23 protein-coding genes are annotated in these 22,637 nt (G+C 35.4%); 14 read left to right on the top strand and 9 right to left on the bottom strand.

All coding sequences use genetic code 11. The features are described from left to right. Positions 1-3 precede the first annotated feature (3 nt). Genes ACWGOQ_RS19080 through hemA form a run of 5 tightly spaced genes read right to left on the bottom strand, consistent with a single transcriptional unit; the run spans position 4 to position 4,347 of the window. Positions 4-489, bottom strand: a complete 486-nt coding sequence (locus ACWGOQ_RS19080; protein ID WP_452055751.1) for a DUF6973 domain-containing protein — start codon at positions 487-489, stop codon at positions 4-6. A 2-nt stretch (positions 490-491) separates the two neighbouring features. After that, positions 492-1,517, bottom strand: coding sequence for a uroporphyrinogen decarboxylase (gene hemE, locus ACWGOQ_RS19075; protein ID WP_452055752.1), 1,026 nt, complete (start codon positions 1,515-1,517; stop codon positions 492-494). Next, positions 1,514-2,176, bottom strand: a complete 663-nt coding sequence (locus ACWGOQ_RS19070; RefSeq protein WP_458202840.1) for a uroporphyrinogen-III synthase — start codon at positions 2,174-2,176, stop codon at positions 1,514-1,516. The genes hemE and ACWGOQ_RS19070 overlap by 4 nt, the downstream gene beginning before the upstream one ends. Further along, complete coding sequence (hemC, locus tag ACWGOQ_RS19065; protein WP_452055754.1) at positions 2,177-3,097, bottom strand: hydroxymethylbilane synthase; 921 nt, start codon at positions 3,095-3,097, stop codon at positions 2,177-2,179. After that, entirely contained in the window at positions 3,097-4,347 is a 1,251-nt protein-coding gene (gene hemA / locus ACWGOQ_RS19060; RefSeq protein ID WP_452055755.1) for a glutamyl-tRNA reductase, read from the bottom strand. The genes hemC and hemA overlap by 1 nt, the downstream gene beginning before the upstream one ends. A gap of 199 nt (positions 4,348-4,546) precedes the next feature. Between hemA and ACWGOQ_RS19055 the strand changes: the two genes are divergently transcribed. Beyond that, entirely contained in the window at positions 4,547-5,437 is an 891-nt protein-coding gene (locus ACWGOQ_RS19055; RefSeq protein ID WP_452055756.1) for an AraC family transcriptional regulator, read from the top strand. On the opposite strand, the gene ACWGOQ_RS19050 is transcribed toward ACWGOQ_RS19055, so the two are convergent. After that, a complete protein-coding gene (locus ACWGOQ_RS19050; protein WP_452055757.1) occupies positions 5,438-5,620 on the bottom strand; it encodes a hypothetical protein in 183 nt (60 codons plus the stop codon). Positions 5,621-5,856: 236 nt separating this feature from the next. On the opposite strand from ACWGOQ_RS19050, the gene hemH reads away from it, so the two are divergent. The 8 genes from hemH to nadD all read left to right on the top strand — a co-directional run bounded on the left by hemH (position 5,857) and on the right by nadD (position 14,951). Further along, entirely contained in the window at positions 5,857-6,894 is a 1,038-nt protein-coding gene (hemH, locus tag ACWGOQ_RS19045; RefSeq protein WP_452055758.1) for a ferrochelatase, read from the top strand. Beyond that, a complete protein-coding gene (locus ACWGOQ_RS19040; RefSeq protein WP_452055759.1) occupies positions 6,894-8,282 on the top strand; it encodes an MATE family efflux transporter in 1,389 nt (462 codons plus the stop codon). The genes hemH and ACWGOQ_RS19040 overlap by 1 nt, the downstream gene beginning before the upstream one ends. A gap of 170 nt (positions 8,283-8,452) precedes the next feature. Beyond that, the gene (locus ACWGOQ_RS19035) at positions 8,453-11,560 is read left to right on the top strand and encodes a VPS10 domain-containing protein (protein WP_452055760.1); all 3,108 of its coding nucleotides are present in this window, start codon (positions 8,453-8,455) and stop codon (positions 11,558-11,560) included. Positions 11,561-11,563: 3 nt separating this feature from the next. After that, on the top strand, positions 11,564-12,115 hold the full coding sequence (locus ACWGOQ_RS19030; RefSeq protein WP_452055761.1) for a CopD family protein: 552 nt from the start codon (positions 11,564-11,566) through the stop codon (positions 12,113-12,115). Next, positions 12,108-12,683 (top strand): GNAT family N-acetyltransferase, encoded by a 576-nt coding sequence (locus ACWGOQ_RS19025; protein ID WP_452055762.1) that lies wholly within the window; start codon positions 12,108-12,110, stop codon positions 12,681-12,683. The genes ACWGOQ_RS19030 and ACWGOQ_RS19025 overlap by 8 nt, the downstream gene beginning before the upstream one ends. Before the next feature lie 129 nt (positions 12,684-12,812). Next, entirely contained in the window at positions 12,813-13,673 is an 861-nt protein-coding gene (locus tag ACWGOQ_RS19020; RefSeq protein ID WP_452055763.1) for a YicC/YloC family endoribonuclease, read from the top strand. An 84-nt stretch (positions 13,674-13,757) separates the two neighbouring features. Next, positions 13,758-14,330 carry a guanylate kinase gene (gene gmk / locus ACWGOQ_RS19015; protein WP_452055764.1) on the top strand — a complete coding sequence of 191 codons (573 nt, stop codon included), beginning with the start codon at positions 13,758-13,760 and terminating at the stop codon, positions 14,328-14,330. A 39-nt stretch (positions 14,331-14,369) separates the two neighbouring features. Beyond that, on the top strand, positions 14,370-14,951 hold the full coding sequence (nadD, locus tag ACWGOQ_RS19010; RefSeq protein ID WP_452055765.1) for a nicotinate (nicotinamide) nucleotide adenylyltransferase: 582 nt from the start codon (positions 14,370-14,372) through the stop codon (positions 14,949-14,951). A gap of 62 nt (positions 14,952-15,013) precedes the next feature. On the opposite strand, the gene ACWGOQ_RS19005 is transcribed toward nadD, so the two are convergent. Genes ACWGOQ_RS19005 through ACWGOQ_RS18995 form a run of 3 tightly spaced genes read right to left on the bottom strand, consistent with a single transcriptional unit; the run spans position 15,014 to position 17,492 of the window. Beyond that, a complete protein-coding gene (locus ACWGOQ_RS19005; RefSeq protein WP_452055766.1) occupies positions 15,014-15,793 on the bottom strand; it encodes an enoyl-CoA hydratase/isomerase family protein in 780 nt (259 codons plus the stop codon). Positions 15,794-15,812: 19 nt separating this feature from the next. Continuing rightward, complete coding sequence (locus ACWGOQ_RS19000) at positions 15,813-16,016, bottom strand: DUF4177 domain-containing protein (protein ID WP_452055767.1); 204 nt, start codon at positions 16,014-16,016, stop codon at positions 15,813-15,815. Between the two features lie 15 nt (positions 16,017-16,031). Continuing rightward, positions 16,032-17,492 carry a sensor histidine kinase gene (locus tag ACWGOQ_RS18995; RefSeq protein ID WP_452055768.1) on the bottom strand — a complete coding sequence of 487 codons (1,461 nt, stop codon included), beginning with the start codon at positions 17,490-17,492 and terminating at the stop codon, positions 16,032-16,034. 128 nt (positions 17,493-17,620) lie between these two features. Between ACWGOQ_RS18995 and ACWGOQ_RS18990 the strand changes: the two genes are divergently transcribed. The 5 genes from ACWGOQ_RS18990 (at position 17,621) to ACWGOQ_RS18970 (ending at position 22,584) form a co-directional block, all read left to right on the top strand. Continuing rightward, positions 17,621-19,309, top strand: coding sequence for an ABC transporter ATP-binding protein (locus ACWGOQ_RS18990; RefSeq protein WP_452055769.1), 1,689 nt, complete (start codon positions 17,621-17,623; stop codon positions 19,307-19,309). 123 nt (positions 19,310-19,432) lie between these two features. After that, entirely contained in the window at positions 19,433-19,978 is a 546-nt protein-coding gene (locus ACWGOQ_RS18985; RefSeq protein WP_452055770.1) for a hypothetical protein, read from the top strand. 121 nt (positions 19,979-20,099) lie between these two features. Then, a complete protein-coding gene (locus ACWGOQ_RS18980) occupies positions 20,100-20,564 on the top strand; it encodes a hypothetical protein (RefSeq protein ID WP_452055771.1) in 465 nt (154 codons plus the stop codon). Between the two features lie 129 nt (positions 20,565-20,693). Beyond that, the gene (locus tag ACWGOQ_RS18975) at positions 20,694-21,302 is read left to right on the top strand and encodes a hypothetical protein (protein WP_452055772.1); all 609 of its coding nucleotides are present in this window, start codon (positions 20,694-20,696) and stop codon (positions 21,300-21,302) included. A 145-nt stretch (positions 21,303-21,447) separates the two neighbouring features. Next, positions 21,448-22,584: an SPFH domain-containing protein gene (locus ACWGOQ_RS18970; protein WP_452055773.1), complete on the top strand. Its 1,137-nt coding sequence runs from the start codon at positions 21,448-21,450 to the stop codon at positions 22,582-22,584. The last annotated feature ends 53 nt before the right edge of the window (positions 22,585-22,637 follow it).

Genomic DNA, 22,637 nt, shown 5'->3' with positions numbered 1-22,637 from the left:
TTTTTATTCAATATATACTAAATCAGCTGAAAATGTTTTAAGATTTTTAATATCTGACATTCTTTTGGCATTTTCGATCTTACTATTAAGATAGGCGATTGTTTCTCTTTCCGTAGCGTTTTCCAACACTCTAAAATATAACCTACCTAACCTATTATTATGAAGATCCATAGCTTCTTCTATAGCTTTATTAGGTGCTATTTTCTCATGTAAATCTGTGACCTTTTGCGCCCAAAGGATTGACTTCTCTTCATTTTTAGAACGACTATATGTATTTTGACAGATCAATACATTCCACAATGCATGTCTAAACGCATTCGCTTTTCCATTTTTGTGATGTAAGTTTCCATAGATAGCATCACAAATCATCATTGTTTTTTTAGTTGCTTTTAGCGTGGGGATTATATACATTGGCTTTTGAATGGCCAATCCAGCTAATCTAAATAGCTGCCAAAAGTTAAACCGTCTTATCAAGTTGCGAATTTTCATCGCTACACATTATATTCTTTTACCGCATCTACAAAAGCTCTTGCATTTTCTACCGGAATATTAGGTAAAATCCCGTGTCCTAAATTAGCAATATACCGATCTTTACCAAATTCATCAATCATCTGTTTCACCATCTTTTTGATATCTGATGGAGGTGATAATAATCTGGATGGATCAAAATTACCTTGTAGTGTGATATTTCCGCCTGTTAAATATCGAGCATTTCTGGCTGAACAAGTCCAATCTACTCCTAAAGCAGCAGCTCCAGAATGTGCCATTTTATCCAATGCGAACCAACACCCTTTACCAAAAACAATCACTTCTGTTTCGTCTTTTAGGGCATCTACGATTTGCTGAATATATTTCCAGGAAAATTCCTGATAATCTACGGGAGAAAGCATACCGCCCCAACTATCAAATACCTGGACTGCATTGACTCCAGTCGCTACTTTTTTCTTTAGATATGCAATAGTAGTATCGGTGATTTTTTGCAATAGTTGATGTGCTGCTTCCGGTTGTGTAAAACAAAACCCTTTGGCCATATCAAAATTCTTAGAACCTTGACCCTGTACTGCATAACATAAGATAGTCCATGGTGATCCAGCAAAACCAATCAACGGAACTCTATGAGCTAGTTTTTCTTTGGTCATCTTGATCGCATCCATCACATATCCCAATTCCTCATCGATATTCGGTACTATCACTTGATCGACGTCTGCTTGAGACCGAATAGGATTTGGTAACCAAGGTCCGACACCATCCTTCATCTGCACTTCGATATTCATAGCTTGGGGTATGACCAAGATATCACTAAATAATATAGCAGCATCAGGGCCAATAATATCAATGGGCTGTACTGTGATTTCTGAAGCCAATTCCGGAGTTCTGCATCGGGTAAAAAAATCATACTTTTTCTTTAATACCATAAATTCTGGTAGATATCTTCCTGCCTGACGCATCATCCAAACTGGTGGACGATCAACCGTTTCTCCTTTTAATGCTCTTAAGAATAAATCGTTTTCTATCATATTCGTTTGTCAAAGTATTTTACCGCCTGAACAATCACATTCTCTACGGTTGGTTTATTAGCAACAATGATGTTGTTTGTATATTTCTTTGCTTCAGAAGCCGTTGTATTTCCTATACAAAAAGCTGTACTTTCTCCAAGTATATTACCAGAGATATAACTCTCTACCCCAGATGGACTAAAAAATAATATCCCATCAAAAGCACGATTAAATTTCTTAGTCTTCTTGCGTGTTTTATAGGCTATCACCTCTTCAAATTTGATATTGTTTTCCTTTAAAATCGATGGCAGTTCATCTCTTCTAATATTTCCACAAAAAAAGTAAAATTGTTCGTTTTTATGTTTTTCTACAATAATTTTACCCAATTCTGAAGCGTTTTGAGTAGTTTCTATAACTTTTTGCCCGTTTTCTTCCAGAAGTTTCTTGGTATTTTCTCCTACACAGAAGCAATTCTGAATTGTCAATTGTGAATTGTAAATTGCTTTCACTCCATTTTTACTGGTAAAAATTGCATTCTGTACGTCTTTAGCAAAATCAATATCCAGTAATTCGATCTCGATTGCGTGGTATTCAACAAATCCGATTCCTGAATTCAATAAGAGTTCTTTTTGAGCTGTAGAAAGTTTTTTTGTGGATAATATGGTGCTACTAGAAGTCAATTATTTCAAGTCTGTTTTAATCTTCTTCATTAGTTCTTTTCCTCCATTAGTTAATATTTCCCGAGCACACTGTACGCCAAACCCTTTTCTGTTCTTACATTTTATGGTTCTGCGAATCGCTATTTTATCTTTTCCATCTAAACTGAATAAAACTCCTGTAAAATGTATTTGATCTCCTTCGATTTCTGCCAGTGCTCCGATTGGAGCAGTACAGCCTCCTTCTAGTTCCCTAAGAAATTCTCTTTCTATGTGCACACATATTTTGGAGTCAATGTGATCCAAGTGCGAGAGTGCTTCTAGGCAATACGAATCTTTCTCCTTAGCAACCACCAACATGGCTCCTTGTGCAGGCGCTGGAACCATCCAGTCAAGATCCAAATATTGTTTTGGTTTTAGGTTGATTCGCTCTAATCCTGCAGCAGCAAAAATAGCTCCGTTCCAATCATTATCGTTTAGTTTTTGCATACGGGTATTTACATTACCTCTTAGGTCTATTACTTGATGATTGGGGTATTTATGAAGCCATTGTGCCTGTCTTCTAAGGCTTCCAGTTGCAATAATCCCTTCTTCTTGCGTTTCTAAAAACTCAAGTCCTTTATGCAAAAGTATGTCTTTTGTATTGGCACGTTCTAAAACAGCTCCTTCTATAATACCCTTCGGCAAAGCTGTTGGAACATCTTTCATTGAATGCACAGCAATGTCGATATCGTTGTTTATCATTGCAATGTCTAAAGTCTTTGTAAAAATCCCTGTAATTCCTAATTCGTACAACGGCTTATCCAAAATGATGTCTCCGGTAGATTTTACCGGTACTAACTTGGTAGCATACCCAAGGTTTTCTAGTGTATCCTGAACAGTATGTGCCTGCCAAAGGGCTAACTCACTATCTCGAGTACCAATGCGGATTGTTCTTGTTTCCACTATTTATTTTGTATTTGAAATACTTTCTGAATCAATTCAATACTTTCATCAGATGCAGTATTTTCGTCTTTTAGATGGCTGGCAAAATGATTTGTGATTTTTTGGATAATGCGATCACTGATAATGGTCGCTTGTTCCTCATTAAAATCGGTTATTTTTTTTCGCTGTAGATTAATTTCAGCCTCTTTCAACGAAATTAGTTTGTTTTTAAGCGCTTTTATAGTTGGAGCGAATTTTCTAGTTTCCATCCAACTATCAAATTCAGATCTTACCTCATCAATAATGGCTTCTGCTTTTGGAATATGAACTCTTCTTCGCTGCAAGGTAGCATCTGTAATTTTAGACAAATGATCCATGTGCACTAAAGTAATATTTGGTAATTCAGTAACATCCGTGTTTACATTTTTGGGAACTGACAAATCCAAAATCAATAATGGTTTATCGGTACTAATAGTGTTTTTAGTAATTGTTGGCTTTTGAGCTCCTGTAGCAACAATTAAAACATCCGAATGATTCACTTCCTCTTTGAGTTTATCAAAATCTTTAACAACAAGATTAAATTTACCAGCTACTTTTTCTGCTGTATCTCTTGTTCTGTTAATCAAAATTATATGATCATTTTTTGTATGTTTTACCAAGTTCTCACAAGTATTTCTACCTATTTTCCCAGTGCCAAATAGTACTATATTTTTGTCAGACACAAAGGGAACTCTTGCCAAAATATATTGCACTGCGGCAAAACTAACCGATGTCGCACCAGTAGAAATATCCGTTTCATTTTTAATTCGTTTGCTTGCTTGGATAACTGCATTTATCAATCGTTCTAAAAAGGGATTGATCATTTGTACCTTCTTAGATGCCCTAAAGCCAGCTTTTATTTGCCCTATTATTTCAAAATCTCCTAAAATCTGACTATCCAACCCAGTTCCTACTCTAAACAAGTGTGTAACCGCTTTGCTGTTTTTATGTACGTATGCTACTCTTTCGAATTCCTCGACAGTACCATGTGTATGTTCACATAAAAGTTTTATCAATTGAAATGGGTGCTGTGCAAAACCATAAAGCTCTGTTCGATTACACGTAGACATTACCAACAAACCTTCTATTCCTTCTTTTTTAGCTTGTTTTAAAATAGCCGTTTTTGCATCCTCGTTTATGCTGAAATGGCCACGAATCTCTGCATCAGCTTTTTTATAGCTAAGACCGATTGTATAAAAATTAGTGCCTTTCTTACGTAGGTGAGGTTCCATTAGGTTATCTCAATTTTTCCGTAGCAAAAATATCCCACATATGGTTTAAAAAATAACGCTAGAAGTTTTTAAAGTATCGAAAAGCGTTGTTTAGAAGTTAGAATATGCAAAAATGGGTAAAAACACCTATTTTTGTGTAAGTCCCAAAGATTGGGGTTTCAACTGTTTAGATTTATTCTAAATAAATACTTTTAGAAACATGGAAATACAACTAAAAAATAACGCTCCAGGAATTCTGGAAGAAACCATTATAGAAGATGGCTTTTATATTCTAAAATTTCAAAACGAAACCAATGATAATCAGAGGATTATAAGAGATATTGATAGCAGTTATATTCAATTCCATTTTTGTGTAAAAGGTAGCTTGAAGTTTAATTTTAATAATGGAAGTTATGCCATTCCCTTACCAGAAAAAAAATCACTTTTATTGTATAATCCACAGCGAGATTTACCTATGAACTTAGAGATGGAAAAAGATTCCTGGTCGGTATCCCTTTTAATTTCTATAAAGAAGTTTCATTCTTTATTTTCGAAAGAAGCTGACTATATCCCTTTTCTTGGTGAAGGTAATAGAGATAAAAAGTATTATACAGATGCTGATATATCTCCGTCCATGGTAGTGGTTCTCAATCAAATCTTAAGTTATAACTTACATAAATCAATCAAGCTATTATATTTTAGAGGAAAGTCTTATGAATTATTAAGCCTATACTTCAATAAACCCGAAGATACGGATATTGATCAATGTCCATTTTTAGTCGATGAAGAAAACGTTCTTAAAATCAAAAGAGCTAAAGAAATTATTATTAACAGAATGTCAGAGCCACCGACTCTTCAGGAATTATCAAAAGAAATCGGATTGCCTCTAAGCAAACTAAAAGATGGATTCAAACAAATCTATGGAGAACCTGTATATGCTTTTTTGTTTGATTATAAAATGGAAGTTGCTCGCCAACTACTTGCTTCAGGAAGACATAATGTTAATGAAGTTGGGTTAAAAGTAGGATATAGTACGGCTAGTCATTTCATAGCTGCTTTTAAAAAGAAATTTGGGACTACCCCAAAGAAATACGTCATGAACTTAAGTTAACTACAGATCCCGAGATTCCTTCATAGGAATTCCTTCTCCTTTCTGAAGAGAAACTATAGAGTCATACATCCCCCTATCATCACCATCAGTATCTGCCAAAACGGATACGAACTCGAAATGCTCAAGTAACTCTAGGATAAAAGGCAATTTGTTATTTTCTACGTCTACAATAATACGTTTCATTTCAATGCTTTTTTTGTCCTATAAAAATAAGAAAATATTATATGAGAATCCCTAATTTACAATATTTTAACTAGGAAATTAAGGTTTTGTAATATTAAAGAATATCAAACAATTGAAATTACTTACGAAAAAATGTAAACTTAAAACTTTATGATTCTGCTATTAATAAGTCTTATTATAATTTTATGATCTATCCATAGAATAGTTTGTATTTTTACCCCTCGAAACAAAAAACTATGAGTAAAGGTGTACTTCTTGTCAACCTGGGATCTCCTGATAGTACAGATCCGAAGGACGTTAAGAAATATCTTGGTGAGTTTTTAATGGACCCCAGAGTTATTGATGTTCCATTGTGGGCGAGAACGCTATTAGTAAAAGGGATCATATTAAATACCAGGCCAAAAAAGTCTGCAGCTGCTTATAAAAAAATATGGTGGGATGAAGGTTCTCCTCTAATTGTTTTATCAGAAAGATTACAGAAAAAAGTAGCAGAACGAACATCTATCCCTGTTAGTTTGGCGATGCGTTATGGTTCTATGAATATCAAAAAAGGATTACAGGAGCTTCACGAAAAAGGAGTGGATGAAGTACTAATCATTCCTTTGTATCCACAGTTTGCTATGGCTACTACCGAAACAATTTTAGTTTTAGCAGAAGCACTACGTAAAGAGCATTTTCCTCATATGAAACTTACAGATATTCCTGCTTTTTATAATAAACAAGAATATATTGAGGTATTATCTACTAGCATTGCCGAAAAAATTAAAGATCTTGATTATGAACATCTTTTATTTAGCTATCACGGAGTTCCTGAAAGACACATTAGAAAGAGCGATATTAGCAACGGAAATTGCAAAATGGATGGAAAGTGCTGCTTTAAGAAAGGATCGGTACAACACGAATTCTGTTATCGTCATCAATGTGAAATAACAACAGTACAGGTAGCTAAAAAATTAGGCCTTAAAAACGGAACATATTCTACCTCCTTTCAGTCCAGATTAGGATTTGATCCTTGGCTACAGCCTTATACAGATAGAACTATCGAACGAATGGGAAAAGAAGGAATCAAAAAAATGGCGATCGTTACTCCTGCTTTCGTTTCTGATTGTTTAGAAACTCTGGAAGAAATTGCCATGGAAGGTGAGGAGATCTTTCACGAAGTTGGGGGAAAAGAATTTACTACAATTCCTTGTTTAAATGATCGTGATGATTGGGCTGATGTTTTAGGAAATTGGGTAAACGAGTGGGTAGAAGCTAAAACACCCGCTTTATAATGGCTAGAGTCAGTTCTGAGGCTTTAGGAACACAGCCCATCGGAAAACTTCTTATACAACAAGCAGTTCCAGCTTCGATAGGTATATTGGTTATGTCATTGAACATGATCGTAGACACTATTTTTTTAGGACGCTGGATAGGTCCACTAGCTATATCTGCAATAACTGTAGTGATTCCGGTTACCTTTTTTATAGGAGCCATTGGTTTGGCTATTGGTATTGGAGGAAGCTCTGTTTTATCCAGAGCTTTAGGATCTGGAAATCACGACAAAGCTTTGCGGATTTTTGGAAACCAAACAACACTGACTTTTTTAACTTCGGGTTTTCTTGCCTTAATGGGTTTACTTTTTCAGGATTATCTCATTGGCTTTTTTGGCGCTGATGATTCTTTTAAAGACTATGCTTTAACGTACTATCGTATTGTTCTTTATGGTATTGTAATGTTATCCATGTGTATGATGGGCAATAATGTGATACGTGCGGAAGGTAAGCCTACATTTGCCATGGTCGCTATGATCTTACCTGCTATTGGTAATATTTTATTGGATTATGTTCTGATTAATATATTAGATTACGGAATGGAAGGTGCTGCTTGGGCTACTTTTATTAGTTATGCTATTTGTTTTGCTTTTATTGTTTGGTTTTTTGTTGTCAAAAGTGAGCTAAAATTGTATCTGGAATGTTTTAAACTACAACGAAATATTGTCAAAGAAATCAGTGAGTTGAGTTTTGTTACGCTGGCAAGACAAGGAACCATCGCTGTTCTTACAGTACTTTTAAACAATGTATTAATAAAACATGGAGATGCTCTGGATGTAGCTTCTTATGGTATTATTAGTAGAATGCTGATGTTTGCATTATTTCCGGTAATTGGTATAAACCAAGGGTTTATGCCCATTGCAGGATATAATTATGGGGCAAAAAAATATCAGCGGGTACGAGAAGCCATCAATACCTCGATTAAATATGGCGGACTACTTGCTATTGTGGTTTTTTCCATAATCATGATTTTCCCTGAAAATTTTGTTTCTCTTTTTGTAAGTAGCAAAGAATCCCTGGATAAAGAAACGCTGGCGAATAATGCAGAAATATTACGACGGACTCCAGATGCGCTCAGATTAGTATTTCTTGCAACACCTGTGATTATCGTTCAACTTATTGGGTCCGCTTATTTTCAGTCTATCGGAAAGGCAGTACCTGCATTATTATTAAGTCTAACGAAACAGGGGTTTTTCCTGATTCCGCTTATTCTGATTTTACCTCCATTTATTGGAGTTTTAGGGGTCTGGATTGCATTTCCAATAGCAGATGTATTATCAACAATACTTACTGGATATTACCTCAACCTGGAAGTCCGAAAAACACTAGCGCTTCCAAAAACAGCTTAACACCTATTTTTTCCTAGTAAATCAATCTGAAGAGAGAAAGAGAATCAACTAAGGTTAAAATTACGTGAAATTCTTTTCCAATAACCATTTATTCCAGATTTTAGTAGACCATCAAATCTACTTGTCTTGATTTTTAAAAATATTTTGGTGTAAACTATAAACTCAACTAAATGTACTCAAGAATTTTCAAAATCGCCTGGATTGTCTTTTTTATAATTGGCAATTTTTCATCCGTAAAAGCACAAAACTATAATGAAGAGTTATACAATGCTCTTGAATACCGATTAGTTGGTCCTTTTAGAGGAGGACGCAGTGCAGCTGTTACAGGAGTTCCTGGTAAACCTAATCTTTTCTACTTTGGCGCTACTGGAGGAGGTGTATGGAAAACAACAGATGGTGGTCGTATCTGGGAAAACATATCTGATGGATTCTTTGGTGGGTCTGTTGGATCCATTTCGGTTTCTAAAAGTGATCCGAACGTAATTTATGTGGGTGGTGGAGAAAAAACGCTGCGTGGCAATGTTTCTTCCGGTTATGGAGTTTGGAAAAGTGTCGATGCCGGAAAAACATGGACGCAATCAGGCCTTCCCCAAAGCAGACATATTCCAAGAATAGCAATTGACCCTACGAATCCGGATATTGTATATGCCGGAGTTTTAGGAAACATCTATAAACCTACACAGAATCGGGGTGTTTATAAAAGTACGGATGGAGGAGCAACCTGGGATAACGTTTTATTTGCCAATCAGGATGCCGGTGCTGTGGATCTTACCTTGGATCCGAATAACCCAAGAATTCTATATGCCTCTACTTGGAATGCCCGAAGAACACCATATAGTCTTAGTTCTGGAGGTAAAGGATCTGCCTTATGGAAAAGTACAGATAGTGGTAAAACCTGGAAAGAAATTTCGAAAAATGAAGGTTTTGCAAAAGACACTTTAGGAATTATGGGAGTAACGGTTTCTCCTATTGATAGTGAAAGAGTTTGGGCTATCGTAGAAAATAAAGAAAAAGGTGGTGTGTATCGAAGTGATGACGGTGGAGAAACCTGGAATCTTCTCAATAGTGATCGTAGCTTACGCCAACGTGCATGGTACTATACCCGTATCTATGCGGATCCTAAAGATAAGGACATAGTGTATGTAGTAAACGTTTCTTATCATAAAAGTAAAGACGGTGGAAAAAATTTCAGTAGCCATAGAGCTCCACATGGAGATCATCATGATCTATGGATCGCTCCAGAAAATCCAAAACGTATGATAATTGGTGATGACGGTGGCGCACAAATTACATATGACGGTGGAGAAACTTGGAGTACCTATTATAATCAACCTACGTCTCAATTTTACCGGGTTACTACCGATAACAGTTTCCCTTATAGAATTTATGCCGCCCAGCAAGATAATTCTACCATAAGGATCAATCACAGAAGTACAGGACGGTCTATCTCTGAAGATGATTGGGAGTCTACAGCTGGTGGAGAATCTGCGCATATTGCAGTAGATCCGAAAAATAATGATATTGTTTATGGTGGTAGTTATGATGGTTTCTTAACGAGAGTAAATCACAAAACCGAAACCATAAGGTCCATTAGTGTTTGGCCAGATAATCCTATGGGACACGGTGCAGAAGACATGAAATATCGATTTCAGTGGAACTTCCCTATTATGTTCTCTAAGCATAACCCAAATAAGTTATTCACCTTTTCAAATCAGGTTCACGTTACTGAAAATGAAGGTCAAAGCTGGAATGTTATTAGTCCTGACCTTACTCGTAATGATCCAAGCAAGCTAAAATCTTCTGGGGGTCCTATTACCCAAGATAATACTTCAGTCGAATATTACTGTACGATTTTTGCTGCCGCAGAAAGTCCTATTAAAGAAGGAGTACTGTGGACCGGAAGCGATGATGGGCTTGTTCATGTCACTAAAGATGGCGGAAAGAACTGGAGTAATGTCACTCCAAAAGGAATGCCAGAATGGATGATGATCAATAGTATCGAGCCCAGTAATTTTGATGAAGGCACTTGTTATATTGCAGGAACACGATATAAATCCGGTGATTTTGCCCCATATCTTTATAAAACCACTAATTATGGACAATCTTGGATAAAGATTACATCTGGTATTGATGGTGAACATTTTACACGAGTACTACGTGCTGACCCTAAGCGAAAGGGGTTGTTGTATGCGGGTACGGAAACAGGAATGTATATTTCTTTTGATGATGGTACAACCTGGAAATCCTTCCAGTTGAATCTCCCTATCGTACCTATAACGGATCTAACAATCAAAGACAACAATTTAATAGTAGCTACTCAGGGAAGAAGTCTCTGGATTATTGATGATCTTACCGTATTACATCAACTCAACAAGAGTTTAAAAACTCAGGAAAATATTTTGTTTAAACCAAAGAATACGTATCGAATGGGTGGTGCTAGTCGAAAAGGCTCTAAAACAGAAGGAACGAATCATCCAAGCGGAGTCATTACGTATTTTAACCTTAAAAATTTCGAAAAAGAAAAAGATACTGTTTCTCTCACATATTTTAATAGCAAAGGTGATACTATAAAGTCTTTTAGTAGCGGCGCTAAAGAGAAAAACGACCAACTAAAGGACTTAAAAAAAGGAGCGAATCAATTTAATTGGAATATGCGCGGTGATGGCGCCGAAGAACTACAAGGAATGATTTTGTGGTGGGCCAATCTTAATGGTCCCAAAGCTGTTCCCGGAACTTACAAAGTAAGTCTGAATGTAAACGGAAATCAAGTTTCGCAACCATTTACAATTTTAGCAGATCCTAGAGCAGAAGCAACACTGCAGCAAATGCAACAGCAATTTGATTTTATCAGCAGCGTTAATAAAACTGTGGACAAGGCACATAAGTCTATAAAAAAGATAAGAAAAATTAATACTCAATTAAAGTCTTTCTCCAAACAATATAAAGATGACTCAAAAACTAAAGAGCTGATTGCAAAAGCTAAAGATTTACAAAAAAAGTTCGCTGAAATTGAAAAAGCATTATATCAAACTAAAAATAGAAGTGGTCAAGACCCATTGAACTTTCCTATCAAGCTAACCAATAAGCTTGGCCATTTAAATTCACTGGTAGGAATGGGAGATTTTGGACCAACAGCACAGGATATTGAAGTAAAAAATGAACTGACAAAACAAATTGAGGAACAACTAAACACTTTTGACAAATTAATTTCTGAAGAAATAAAAAGCTTTAATGCAGAATTCAATACCTTGCAACTTAATTATCTTTTTGTAGAGTGATCCATGCAAGACTACTATAATTACATAAAAGCACTGCACCTTATCTTTGTTATTACTTGGTTTGCGGGGCTCTTTTATATACCCAGATTATTTATATATCAGATTGAGGCGGCACAAAAACCTTCTCCTGACAAAGAAATATTAGGGGATCAACTAAGACTTATGGCTAAACGTCTTTGGTATATTATCACCTGGCCTTCGGCAGTATTAGCTACCTTATTTGCCATTTGGTTATTGACACTAAGACCTGGACTGTTACATAATGGATGGATGCACATAAAACTCGGATTTGTTCTTTTACTCATTATATATCATCTAAAAAGTCATCAGATTTTCAAACAACTTCAAGTTGGAATTATAAAATGGACTTCTAACCAGATGAGAATATGGAACGAAGGTGCTACCATCATTCTATTTGCTGTTATTTTTTTGGTGATAGTGAAAGATGCTGTTAATTGGATCTATGGAGTTGTTGGAATCCTTTTACTAGCAATCCTATTGATGCTCGGAATAAAGTTTTATAAAAGAATTAGAGATAAAAACCCAAATGCTTAGTATAAATTCCCCCGTTTCAAAATTGAGCTTCTTTCCTAAAACATATACTACTAAAAACAATCAACCTATTACAATAAGACAGGCTGTACCTGATGATGCTAAACAGCTATTAAAACTGAAATTAGCGTATCTAAAAGATACAGAGACGCTGCCTCTTTTTATTAATGAATATCCCAATGATGCCGATCAAGAAAGAGAAATGATCCAAAAATATCAATCTGAGAAAAACTGTATTATTCTTATAGCTACCTCAGAAAAAGAAATTATCGGAAATATTGATCTTACTGGAAGCTGGAGAAAAAAAATAGAACATACAGGAATGATCGGTATGGGTATCCATATTCAATGGCAAAACCAAGGTATTGGAAGCCTCCTTCTACAAAATTTACTAAACTGGGCACAAGAAAATCAACTATTAAAAGTAGTCTGGTTAGAAGTATATGCTAGCAATAATTCCGGTATTGCTTTATATAAGAAAATGAAATTCCAACAATCAGGCGTTGTACCCAATTTCTTTTTAGAGAAAGAAATATATATTGACAAAATCATCATGTCAAGACAAGTTTAGTAAAGTTAAAAATCAATTAAAGCAACCGATTTTAATGTATTTATTCTCATCCTTCAGAGTTCTTAATTCCTCATTCGTAATTAGTTTGTATCTTCGTGTAATTTTTTAACCGAGTACTGATATAATTTTATGATCAAATCCATGACAGGTTTTGGGAAGTCTATTCTTCAACTTCCTACCAAAAAAATCACAATAGAGGTAAAATCTTTAAATAGTAAAAACTTAGATCTTAATGCCAGAATTCCTTCGCAATACCGAGAAAAAGAATTGGAAATGCGTAAAACTATAGCCAAAGCTCTGGAGAGAGGTAAAGTAGATTTTAGTTTATATGTAGAAGTTACCGGAGAAGAAAATTCTACCAAAATTAATGAAGATATTGTTAAGGATTATATCAAACAATTAGAATCTATTTACAACTCTGCGGAAAAACTAGAGATGATAAAAATGGCAGTGCGTATGCCGGATGCGTTAAAAACCGAACGTGCCGAGGTTGATGAAAAAGAGTTTGAAGCTATAAAAAAAGGACTTCTGGAAGCTCTGAAAGCCATCGAAAGCTATCGATTAGACGAAGGAAAAGCCTTAGAAAATGACTTCGTGACTCGCATTGAAAACATCAGTGATTTATTAGAAAAAGTTATTACTATTGACCCAGAACGTATAGAAGTAGTAAGAGAACGTTTGCATAAGGCTGTTTCTGAATTAAAGGAACAAGTAGATGAAAACCGATTTGAACAAGAGTTGGTATACTATCTTGAAAAGTTTGATATTACAGAAGAAAAAGTGAGACTAGCTAATCATTTAAAGTATTTCTCTACCACGTTGAACACAAAAGATTCTAATGGAAAAAAACTAGGTTTCATCACACAGGAAATTGGTCGGGAGATCAATACTATCGGTAGTAAATCTAATTATGCTCCTATGCAACAACTAGTAGTGCAAATGAAAGATGAATTAGAAAAGATCAAAGAACAATTACTAAACATTTTGTAAAACCTTCACAAGTAGGTTTTGTTCTAGTTAATAAATAGGGATATGCATCTGTTTTTTACCCCAATTTTGGTAAAATATATATAAATGAAACAAGGAAAACTTATCGTTCTGTCTGCACCGTCAGGAAGTGGAAAAACTACTTTGGTAAAATATTTATTACATCAAGAGGCATTAAACTTAGATTTCTCTATATCTGCTGCATCCAGAGAACCACGCGGTGCTGAGGTACACGGAAAAGACTATTATTTTCTTTCATTAAGGGAATTTAAAGATAAAATTAAAGCCGATGAATTCCTGGAATGGGAAGAGGTATATCGTGATAACTTTTATGGAACTCTAAAAACAGAAGTGCAACGTATCTGGGATCAGGGTAAACATGTAATTTTTGATATTGATGTAGTTGGTGGATTGGATATAAAAAGAATCTATCCGGATCGCACACTTGCTATTTTTATCAAACCACCAAGTATTGAAGAGCTCAAAATTCGTTTAAAAAAGCGTAAAACAGAATCAGAAGACAAAATCAATATGCGTGTCGCAAAGGCCTCTACTGAAATGGCTACTGCACCTCAATTTGATGCAATCATAACCAATGACGACCTCGAAAAAGCAAAAGTAGAAGTTTTTCAACTGGTTAAAAAGTTTTTATCAAATTAAAAAAAGTCGCGATTTTATGAGAAAGAAAGCTACATTTTCATGAAAAAAATAGGTTTATATTTCGGCACTTTTAACCCTATTCACGTAGGGCATCTGGCCATCGCGAATCACATGGCTGAACACTCTGATCTTGATGAAATCTGGATGGTTTTAACCCCTCACAATCCATTTAAAAAGAAAAGTTCTTTGCTTGATAATAACCATCGATTAGAAATGGTATACCGTGCTACAGAATTCTATCCAAAACTACAGCCCAGTGATATTGAATGTAAGCTTCCACAACCTAATTACACTATAAACACGTTGGTACATCTTCAAGAAAAATATCCTGATGATCAGTTTAGTTTAATTATGGGTGAAGACAATCTAAAAAGCTTTCATAGATGGAAAAATTATGAAGCGATTATAGAAAATCATCATATATATGTATACCCGCGCATTTCTGAAGGAGTAGCAGAACATCAATTTAAGAATCATCCAAAAATTCATAAAATAGATGCACCAATTATGGAAATTTCTTCTACGTTCATCAGAAAATCCATTCTTGAAGAGAAAAATATCAGACCTTTACTCCCAGAAGAAGTATGGAAATATATTGATGAAATGAATTTTTATAAATAACCTAAAAGGCCTGTGGGGGTTTGGAAACCTTAAGGTGTCTTAATCTTATCCAGATTTTCAGCCTATCGTCCAGGAAAATTAGCTTTTCTTTTTTCTAAAAAGGCTGTGGTTCCCTCTTTAAAATCTTCAGTTCCAAAACAATTACCAAATTCACTGATTTCTGTCTTAAAACCGTTCACTCCATCTTCATACCCTGCATTAACCGCATGGATGGCCGCTCCGATAGCTACAGAAGAATTTTTCATAATCTTACCAGCCAGCTTTTCTGCTAATGGCAATAACTCCTCTTGTGAAACTACATGATTAACCAATCCATTATTTAAAGCCTGATTGGCATCAATCATTCCTGCTGTCATAATCATTTCCAGGGCTCTTCCTTTACCTACCAACTGAGGTAATCGTTGTGTACCTCCGTATCCTGGTATCACTCCCAAAGACACTTCTGGCAATCCCATTTTGGCGTTATCACTTGCAATTCTAAAATGTGCTGCCATGGCTAGTTCTAACCCGCCACCTAATGCAAAACCATTTACCGCTGCGATTACAGGTGTTGATAAATTAGCTACAAAATCAAAAAGCAGCTCTTGTCCTTTTGCTGCCAATTGACCACCTTGATCCACTGAAAAATTAGCAAATTCACTAATATCAGCACCTGCAACAAAGGCCTTTTCTCCACTTCCTGTAAGAATGACAACCTTTGTTTTAAGATCTTTATTAGCAAGATCAAAAGCCTCATGAAGCTCATGGATCGTTTCTTTGTTCAGTGCATTTAATTTTGATGGCCGATTAATAGTAATAGTTGTTATCCCATTTTGATGAGATACGAGAATATTTGTGTGCATTGTATATACTGTTTGTTAATTATTTTAAGTCTCTTTCAAAGTATAAATAGAAATACATCCCCATACCAAAATCTTCTACATCAGTAGAAACCAACCTCCATCCGTCTTTGGCATAAAGATTCAGTTTTTCCTGAATATCTTTTGAAGAAGATTTTAAAATATGCTCTTTATCCAATGTCAATTTTGAATAATAAATCAAGGATTCTAATTTATACTCTTTCATAACGTTATTTCTTGTTTACTGTTCTTTTGGAAATTTTACTTTAAAAACGGTTCCTTTTCCTTCCTGAGAGGTAAAGGTAATACTTCCGTTATATGTTTCCACAATATTTTTTACCATCCCCAATCCTAACCCCATACCACTGCTCTTTGTAGTGAACTTTGGTTCAAAAATCATTTTTTTATTCTCTCCAGTTATGCCAACTCCATTATCCGCCACAGTAATGACAACATTCTCCTTTTCTGTAAAAACATTTACTATAATTTTAGGTGTTTGATCATCTGGTATAGCTTGTATGGCATTTTTAACCAAATTCGTTACGACACGTATTAACTGCGTTCTGTCAAATTTAGCAATGATCTCCTCTTTTTCTGATGGAAAAATAATATAATCTTCCGTAAAAATATCAAGTGCCAATCCAACGATTTTTACAACATCTAACGTTTCTCTTTTCTGTGCTGGCATCTGAGCAAAATTAGAAAATGCCGATGCAATAGAACTCATCGTATCAATTTGCTGGATCAAGGTATCACTATATTCTCTTACTTTCTGTTCAATATTAGGATCACTGGGATCAAACTTTCGTTGAAAACTTTGAACTGTTAGTCTCATAGGCGTTAACGGATTCTTTATTTCATGAGCCACCTGCTTCGCCATTTCTCGCCAAGCCGCTTCACGTTCACTTTTTGCCAGCATCGCAGCGCTTTCTTCTAACTCATCAATCATGCTGTTATAGGCACTAACAAGCGAATAAATTTCATCGCTAGAATCCCCAATCCGAATTCTTTTATTTCGTTTATCTAAACGAGTTTGATCAATAGTATCTGAAATTGTTTTAAGAGACCGTGTTATATATGTTGACAAAAAATATGCTAAAACAATAGCTATTAGCAACATCAATAAATATACCTGACCGAGTCTTTCTAGAGATTCCCATAGTTCTCTGGAAAAGAAATCATCATCTTCCAAATAGGGTAGGTTAAGTATGGCCAATGGTTTTGATTTATCGTCCTTGATATAAGTGTAAGAAGATAAAAAGTGTTCTCCATTTTTCTCTGACACCCCTAGGTATCTCTTATCATAACCACTATCCAAGGTGTCTATAATCCGCTGAGTCAACTGCTTATCTGTAGTGTCATTCACAAAGGTTTCTTCTGACTTTACCAACAAATTCCCGAATAAGCTATAAATGTTGATAGGTAAAGAATGCTCATGCGATATTTGATTAATTCTTTTTTTCTCTCTAAAGATGAAGGCAACATTCTCTTCTGTCACTGGATATGTTGTACTTCTTAAAGCGTTATCAATTGCAATTTTAATGCGCTCTTCTTTCCTTTCTAAACGTTCCTTATGATAGTCCTCCGCTTCTTCTTTATACTGATAGACCGTGATTGCTGCAACCAAGACAGAAGCCAACAAAACTAATACCGTCATAGAAATAAAAATCCTTGTTCTAAGAGAGAGTTTAGTTAGCTTCATAGTATTCTTTGAGACGTAAATATAACAAATATCACACCAAAAATTTTTCTACGATAAGCCAGAAATAGCAAACCACTCCATTTCTTTTCTTTAGTTAGAATTGGTTAAATTTACTTAGTTTTGAATCTATGGATAATACGGCTTTACTTTCTGTAAAAAACCTAAACGTTTCATTTTCTTCTGAAGAAAATGAAATACAGGTATTACACCATATTTCATTTGATATCCACTCTAATGAGATCCTGGGTGTTGTTGGTGAATCAGGGAGTGGAAAATCCGTAACTTCTCTGGCTATTATGGGTTTGCTCCCTATAAATAATGCTCAGGTTTCTGGAGAAATATTTTACGACACTCATTCTTTACTCGACTTGGATACCAAAAAAATTAGATCCGTTCGTGGAAATGAAATTGCTATGATATTTCAGGAGCCTATGAGTTCTTTGAACCCATCTATGAGATGTGGCAAACAGGTAGCAGAAATTCTATTGAAGCACACTAACTTAACAAACTCCGAAGTGAAAACAGAAGTACTTTCACTATTCGAAAAAGTGAAGCTTCCGGATCGTACTCGGGCCTATAACGCTTATCCACATCAGCTAAGTGGTGGACAAAAACAACGTATCATGATTGCAATGGCAATTGCTTGTAAGCCAAAACTACTTATCGCTGATGAACCCACTACCGCATTGGATGTTACTGTTCAGAAAGAAATTATAGGGTTGCTGAAGGATCTTCAGAAAGAATATGAAATGAGTATTCTTTTTATTTCACACGACCTATCATTAGTCTCTGAAATTGCTGATAACGTTCTAGTAATGTATCAAGGTAAGATGATGGAATATGGCACCACCTCGGAAATCTTCAATAATCCCAAAAATGATTATACCAAAGCATTAATTCACGCTAGACCCTCGCTAAAAGTAAGATTCAAAACATTGCCAACCATCAAAGATTATGTAAGCGATCAACAAAAGGATAGAGCAATTATTTCTAAAACTCAACGAGAGCTACACCATAAAGAATTATATAGCAAACCCCCTTTGTTAGAAGTAAAAAATGTAGAGAAAATATTTTTTTCAAAAGTTGGTTTATTTGGTAAAAAAGAGTTTAAAGCTGTAGATGACGTAAGTTTTGAATTATATGAAGGCGAAACTTTGGGCCTGGTTGGTGAATCAGGATGTGGTAAATCTACTTTAGGCAACACTATTCTGCAATTGGATAGCGCTAATAGTGGAGAGATTTTATACAAAGGTCAAGATATCACAAAAATTTCTTCCTCAGAAATCAGAAATTTAAGAAAAGAAATTCAACTAATATTTCAGGATCCATTTGCTTCTCTTAATCCACGGTTACCTATTGGCAAAGCAATTATGGAACCTATGAAAGCTCATAAATTGTATGCCAATGACACAGAACGAAAAGAAAAAACTACTGATCTTTTGAAACGAGTAGGATTGAATCCTGATTTTTTTAACAGATATCCTCACGAGTTTAGTGGTGGACAACGCCAAAGAATAGGAATTGCCAGAACGATTGCCCTAGAACCAAAACTAATTATCTGCGATGAATCTGTAAGTGCACTGGATATATCAGTCCAGGCACAAGTACTAAATCTATTGAACGAGCTTAAAGAAAATTTTGGGTTTACTTATATCTTTATCTCTCACGACCTGGCGGTTGTAAAATATATGTCTGATCAATTGTTGGTCATGAATGAAGGTAAAATTGAAGAGCGTGGAGATGCTGATGTAATCTACGAAAAACCCAAGAAAGAGTACACAAAAAAACTTATCAATGCAATTCCTAAAGGGATCTAATACACACGAAATAAAAATTACTAAGCTCGATTAGTACTTGATAAAGCGGTTCAGGTTTTAATTATCAATGTTTACCTATTGTTATTCGTTAAGACTAAGTTTTAAATAATAAAACTTAACAAGATGAAAACACTAATTTTCACAAAATTGAAAAGAATATTTGCTGCACTGATCATGCTATTATGTATATCGTGTGAAACCGATATCCCGGAAACCGACGCTACTGCTCCTACATTTACTTTCAATATTTCGGGAGATGGTTTTAACCGAACTTTTAATCAAGAAGATGATTTTTCCAGCTTACAACTAAATTTACGTGCAGATACTGAATATAATTTTATTTATTCTGGTGCGGATTCGGGTGGTGTAGAAAGAATCTCCTGGCAATATCCTCATGATTATATAGAATTTTCCACAGAAATACCAACTCCCTGGGAACAGGCAACTACCACATTTCTTTCGAGTATAATTTTTTGGGATGGAGATGAAACAAACCCAACTACTGGGAATATCCTATCAGGAAAATTAGTCACAAATGGTGATGGTGTAAGTATCTCATTTTCTTTTCTTGTTAGCGACTTTGGAGGATTGGATAGCATATCTAATACAACAGAAAAAACCTTGACCTTGTACATCGATGAACAAAACACAGAAGTAATCGAGTTATAGTTTTAGCGCACGCTAATTTTAAAAAGACCTATTTGGAAAATCCAGATAGGTTTTTTTTAAACATACATGTTTACCTTTTTTAAAAAAACCCCACTAATCTTAAACTTTAAAACTTTAAATGATGAAAACAATAATGAAATTTTTAACGTACGTAATGATGGCTTTTGCCTTAGTATTAACTTCTTGCGATGGAGAAGATGGAATGGATGGAGCAGAAGGTCCACAAGGACCTGCAGGACAAGATGGAAATGCTAATGTAGTTTCGGTTTTATTAGAAAATCAAACCATAAATACTGGTGACACTGTTTTTGATATCCCCGAATTGACACAGGAAATATATGATACCGGCATTGTGTACGCATATGTAACGGTAACCGGAAATCAATATTGGGAAGTACTGCCTCTAAGCAGTAGTCAAAATATTATTTTAGAAATTGACAGAATCGAAGTTGGTAGAATCACATTAAGAGCTACTTTTACTCAGTCAAACCTTCGACTTCGCTTTGTGCTTGTAGAAGGTACTGACGCCAGCAGTATTGATTTTACAAATTTTGAAGAAGTACAATCTCATTACAATCTAGACTAATTAGATCTAAAACATTAAAACTTTACCTATAACACAAACCTGTTTTCATTAAGAAGACAGGTTTTTTTTGACCCAATGTTTACCTATGTGTTTTTGCATACACTAATCGTAAACATTAAAACGTAAAAAATGAAAACTACACTAAAATTTTTAAGCTATTATGTAATAGTACTCACAATGGTATTAACTACAGCAACCTCTTGCGATGGCGAAGACGGAATGGACGGAGCAGAAGGTCCACAAGGTATAGCTGGTCAAGATGGGGCTGACGGACAGGACGGTGAAGATGGACAAGACGGACAGGATGGGGAGGATGGAAACGCAGAAGTAATCTACAGTGATTGGATCCCTGCAGATTTTACCGGAACCTCTACTTCTGTGAAATTTATGGATATCGATTTCCCGGCAGAACTACCATCAGCGACGAGTATTAAAAACACGCATATTATCTTGGTTTACTTTACTGGTTTTGGAGACGGTAATGTATACCTTTTACCTGTACTTAATTTTAGAGGGGCACAATTTACTTATGGTTTTGGTAGCGGTAGCAGTGCAGTAGAAGACATTTTAATAAGGGCGCAAGCGCTAAGTGGTGATCTTAACGAATTTCAGATTGATCCTGCAAGAGGAAACAGATTTAGGTATGTCATTATACCTCCTAATGTATCGATAGGTAGAACTTCTATAGATTACAATGATTACGAAGCGGTAAAACGAGCTTATAATCTAAAGAATTAAGTTTTTAATCCCTTATTTGAACCAAAAAGTCCTAATGTGTCAATCATATTAGGACTTTTAATTTTTATAATTAAATCCAAAATTAATTTTTACACAAGCAGCGTATTTTGTAGTTTTAGAACACAAACCATAAATCAACATATCGATGGGAATTTTTGACGAAATCAAGAAAAAACTTAGTAATGAATTTATAGATATAGTAGAGTGGCTGGACAATACACAGGATACTATTGTACATAGATTCGAACGTTATCAAAACGAAATAAAAAATGGTGCCCAGCTTATTGTTAGGGAAGGGCAAACCGCCGTTTTTATCAATGAAGGTCAATTAGCCGATGTATTTAAACCTGGAACATATACCCTAAACACACAAAACTTACCTATCCTAACCACTTTAAAAGGTTGGAAATATGGTTTTAATAGTCCTTTTAAAGCAGAAGTGTATTTTGTAAATACACATCTATTTACGGATGAGAAATGGGGAACCAAAAACCCGATAACACTGAACGACGACCGTTTTGGATTGGTAGAAATCAGAGCCTTCGGGACGTATGCTTTTAAAATCAACGATCCCGGTAAATTTATTGTTGATATTGTTGGTACCGATGCTAATTTTACCAATTTTGAAATCAATGAGCATCTTAAAAGTCTTATTTCCACGCGTTTTACAGATACTGTGGGAGAAGCAAACTTTCCTATCGAACTATATGCTGCTAATACCACAGAACTATCTGAAACTTGTAAGGAAGTCATGCAACCCGAGTTTAATTCTGTGGGTATTTCTTTAGAAAAGTTCTTTATCGAGAACGTCTCTATGCCAGAAGATTTAAAGAAAGAAATTTTCGAGTATAGCAGGATTGATAAGCTTGATCTTGATAAATTAACTAAGTTTAAAACCGCTAAAGCTATTGAAGCTGCCGCCGCCAATGAAGGAGGTACTGCAGGAGCTGGAATGGGAATGGGAATGGGATTCGTGCTAGCTCAACAAATGGGTGGTATGATGAATCCAATGGCAACTCAACAGCAAGTGCAACCCCAACAAACGTCTCCCGTTGCTCCTCCACCAATGCCAGTGCAGGTTCAATACTTCTATGCTTCTAATGGTCAGCAAGCAGGACCCGTATCCTTTGACCAACTAAAATCACTTTTTGCAAACAGAACAGTGAATAAAGATTCTCTAGTTTGGAAGCAAGGAATGGCCAATTGGACAGCTATCAAAGATGTAGAAGAGTTAAAATCATTTTTAGGAGGCAATACTCCTCCTCCATTACCTGGAAGCTAATACAAATAACTTAGAATTATCTAATGAAATCCCAGCAGAGGCTGGGATAACAA

This window comes from Aquimarina ulvae, from assembly GCF_053613295.3.
This window is presented reverse-complemented; position numbering and strand designations above follow the sequence as displayed.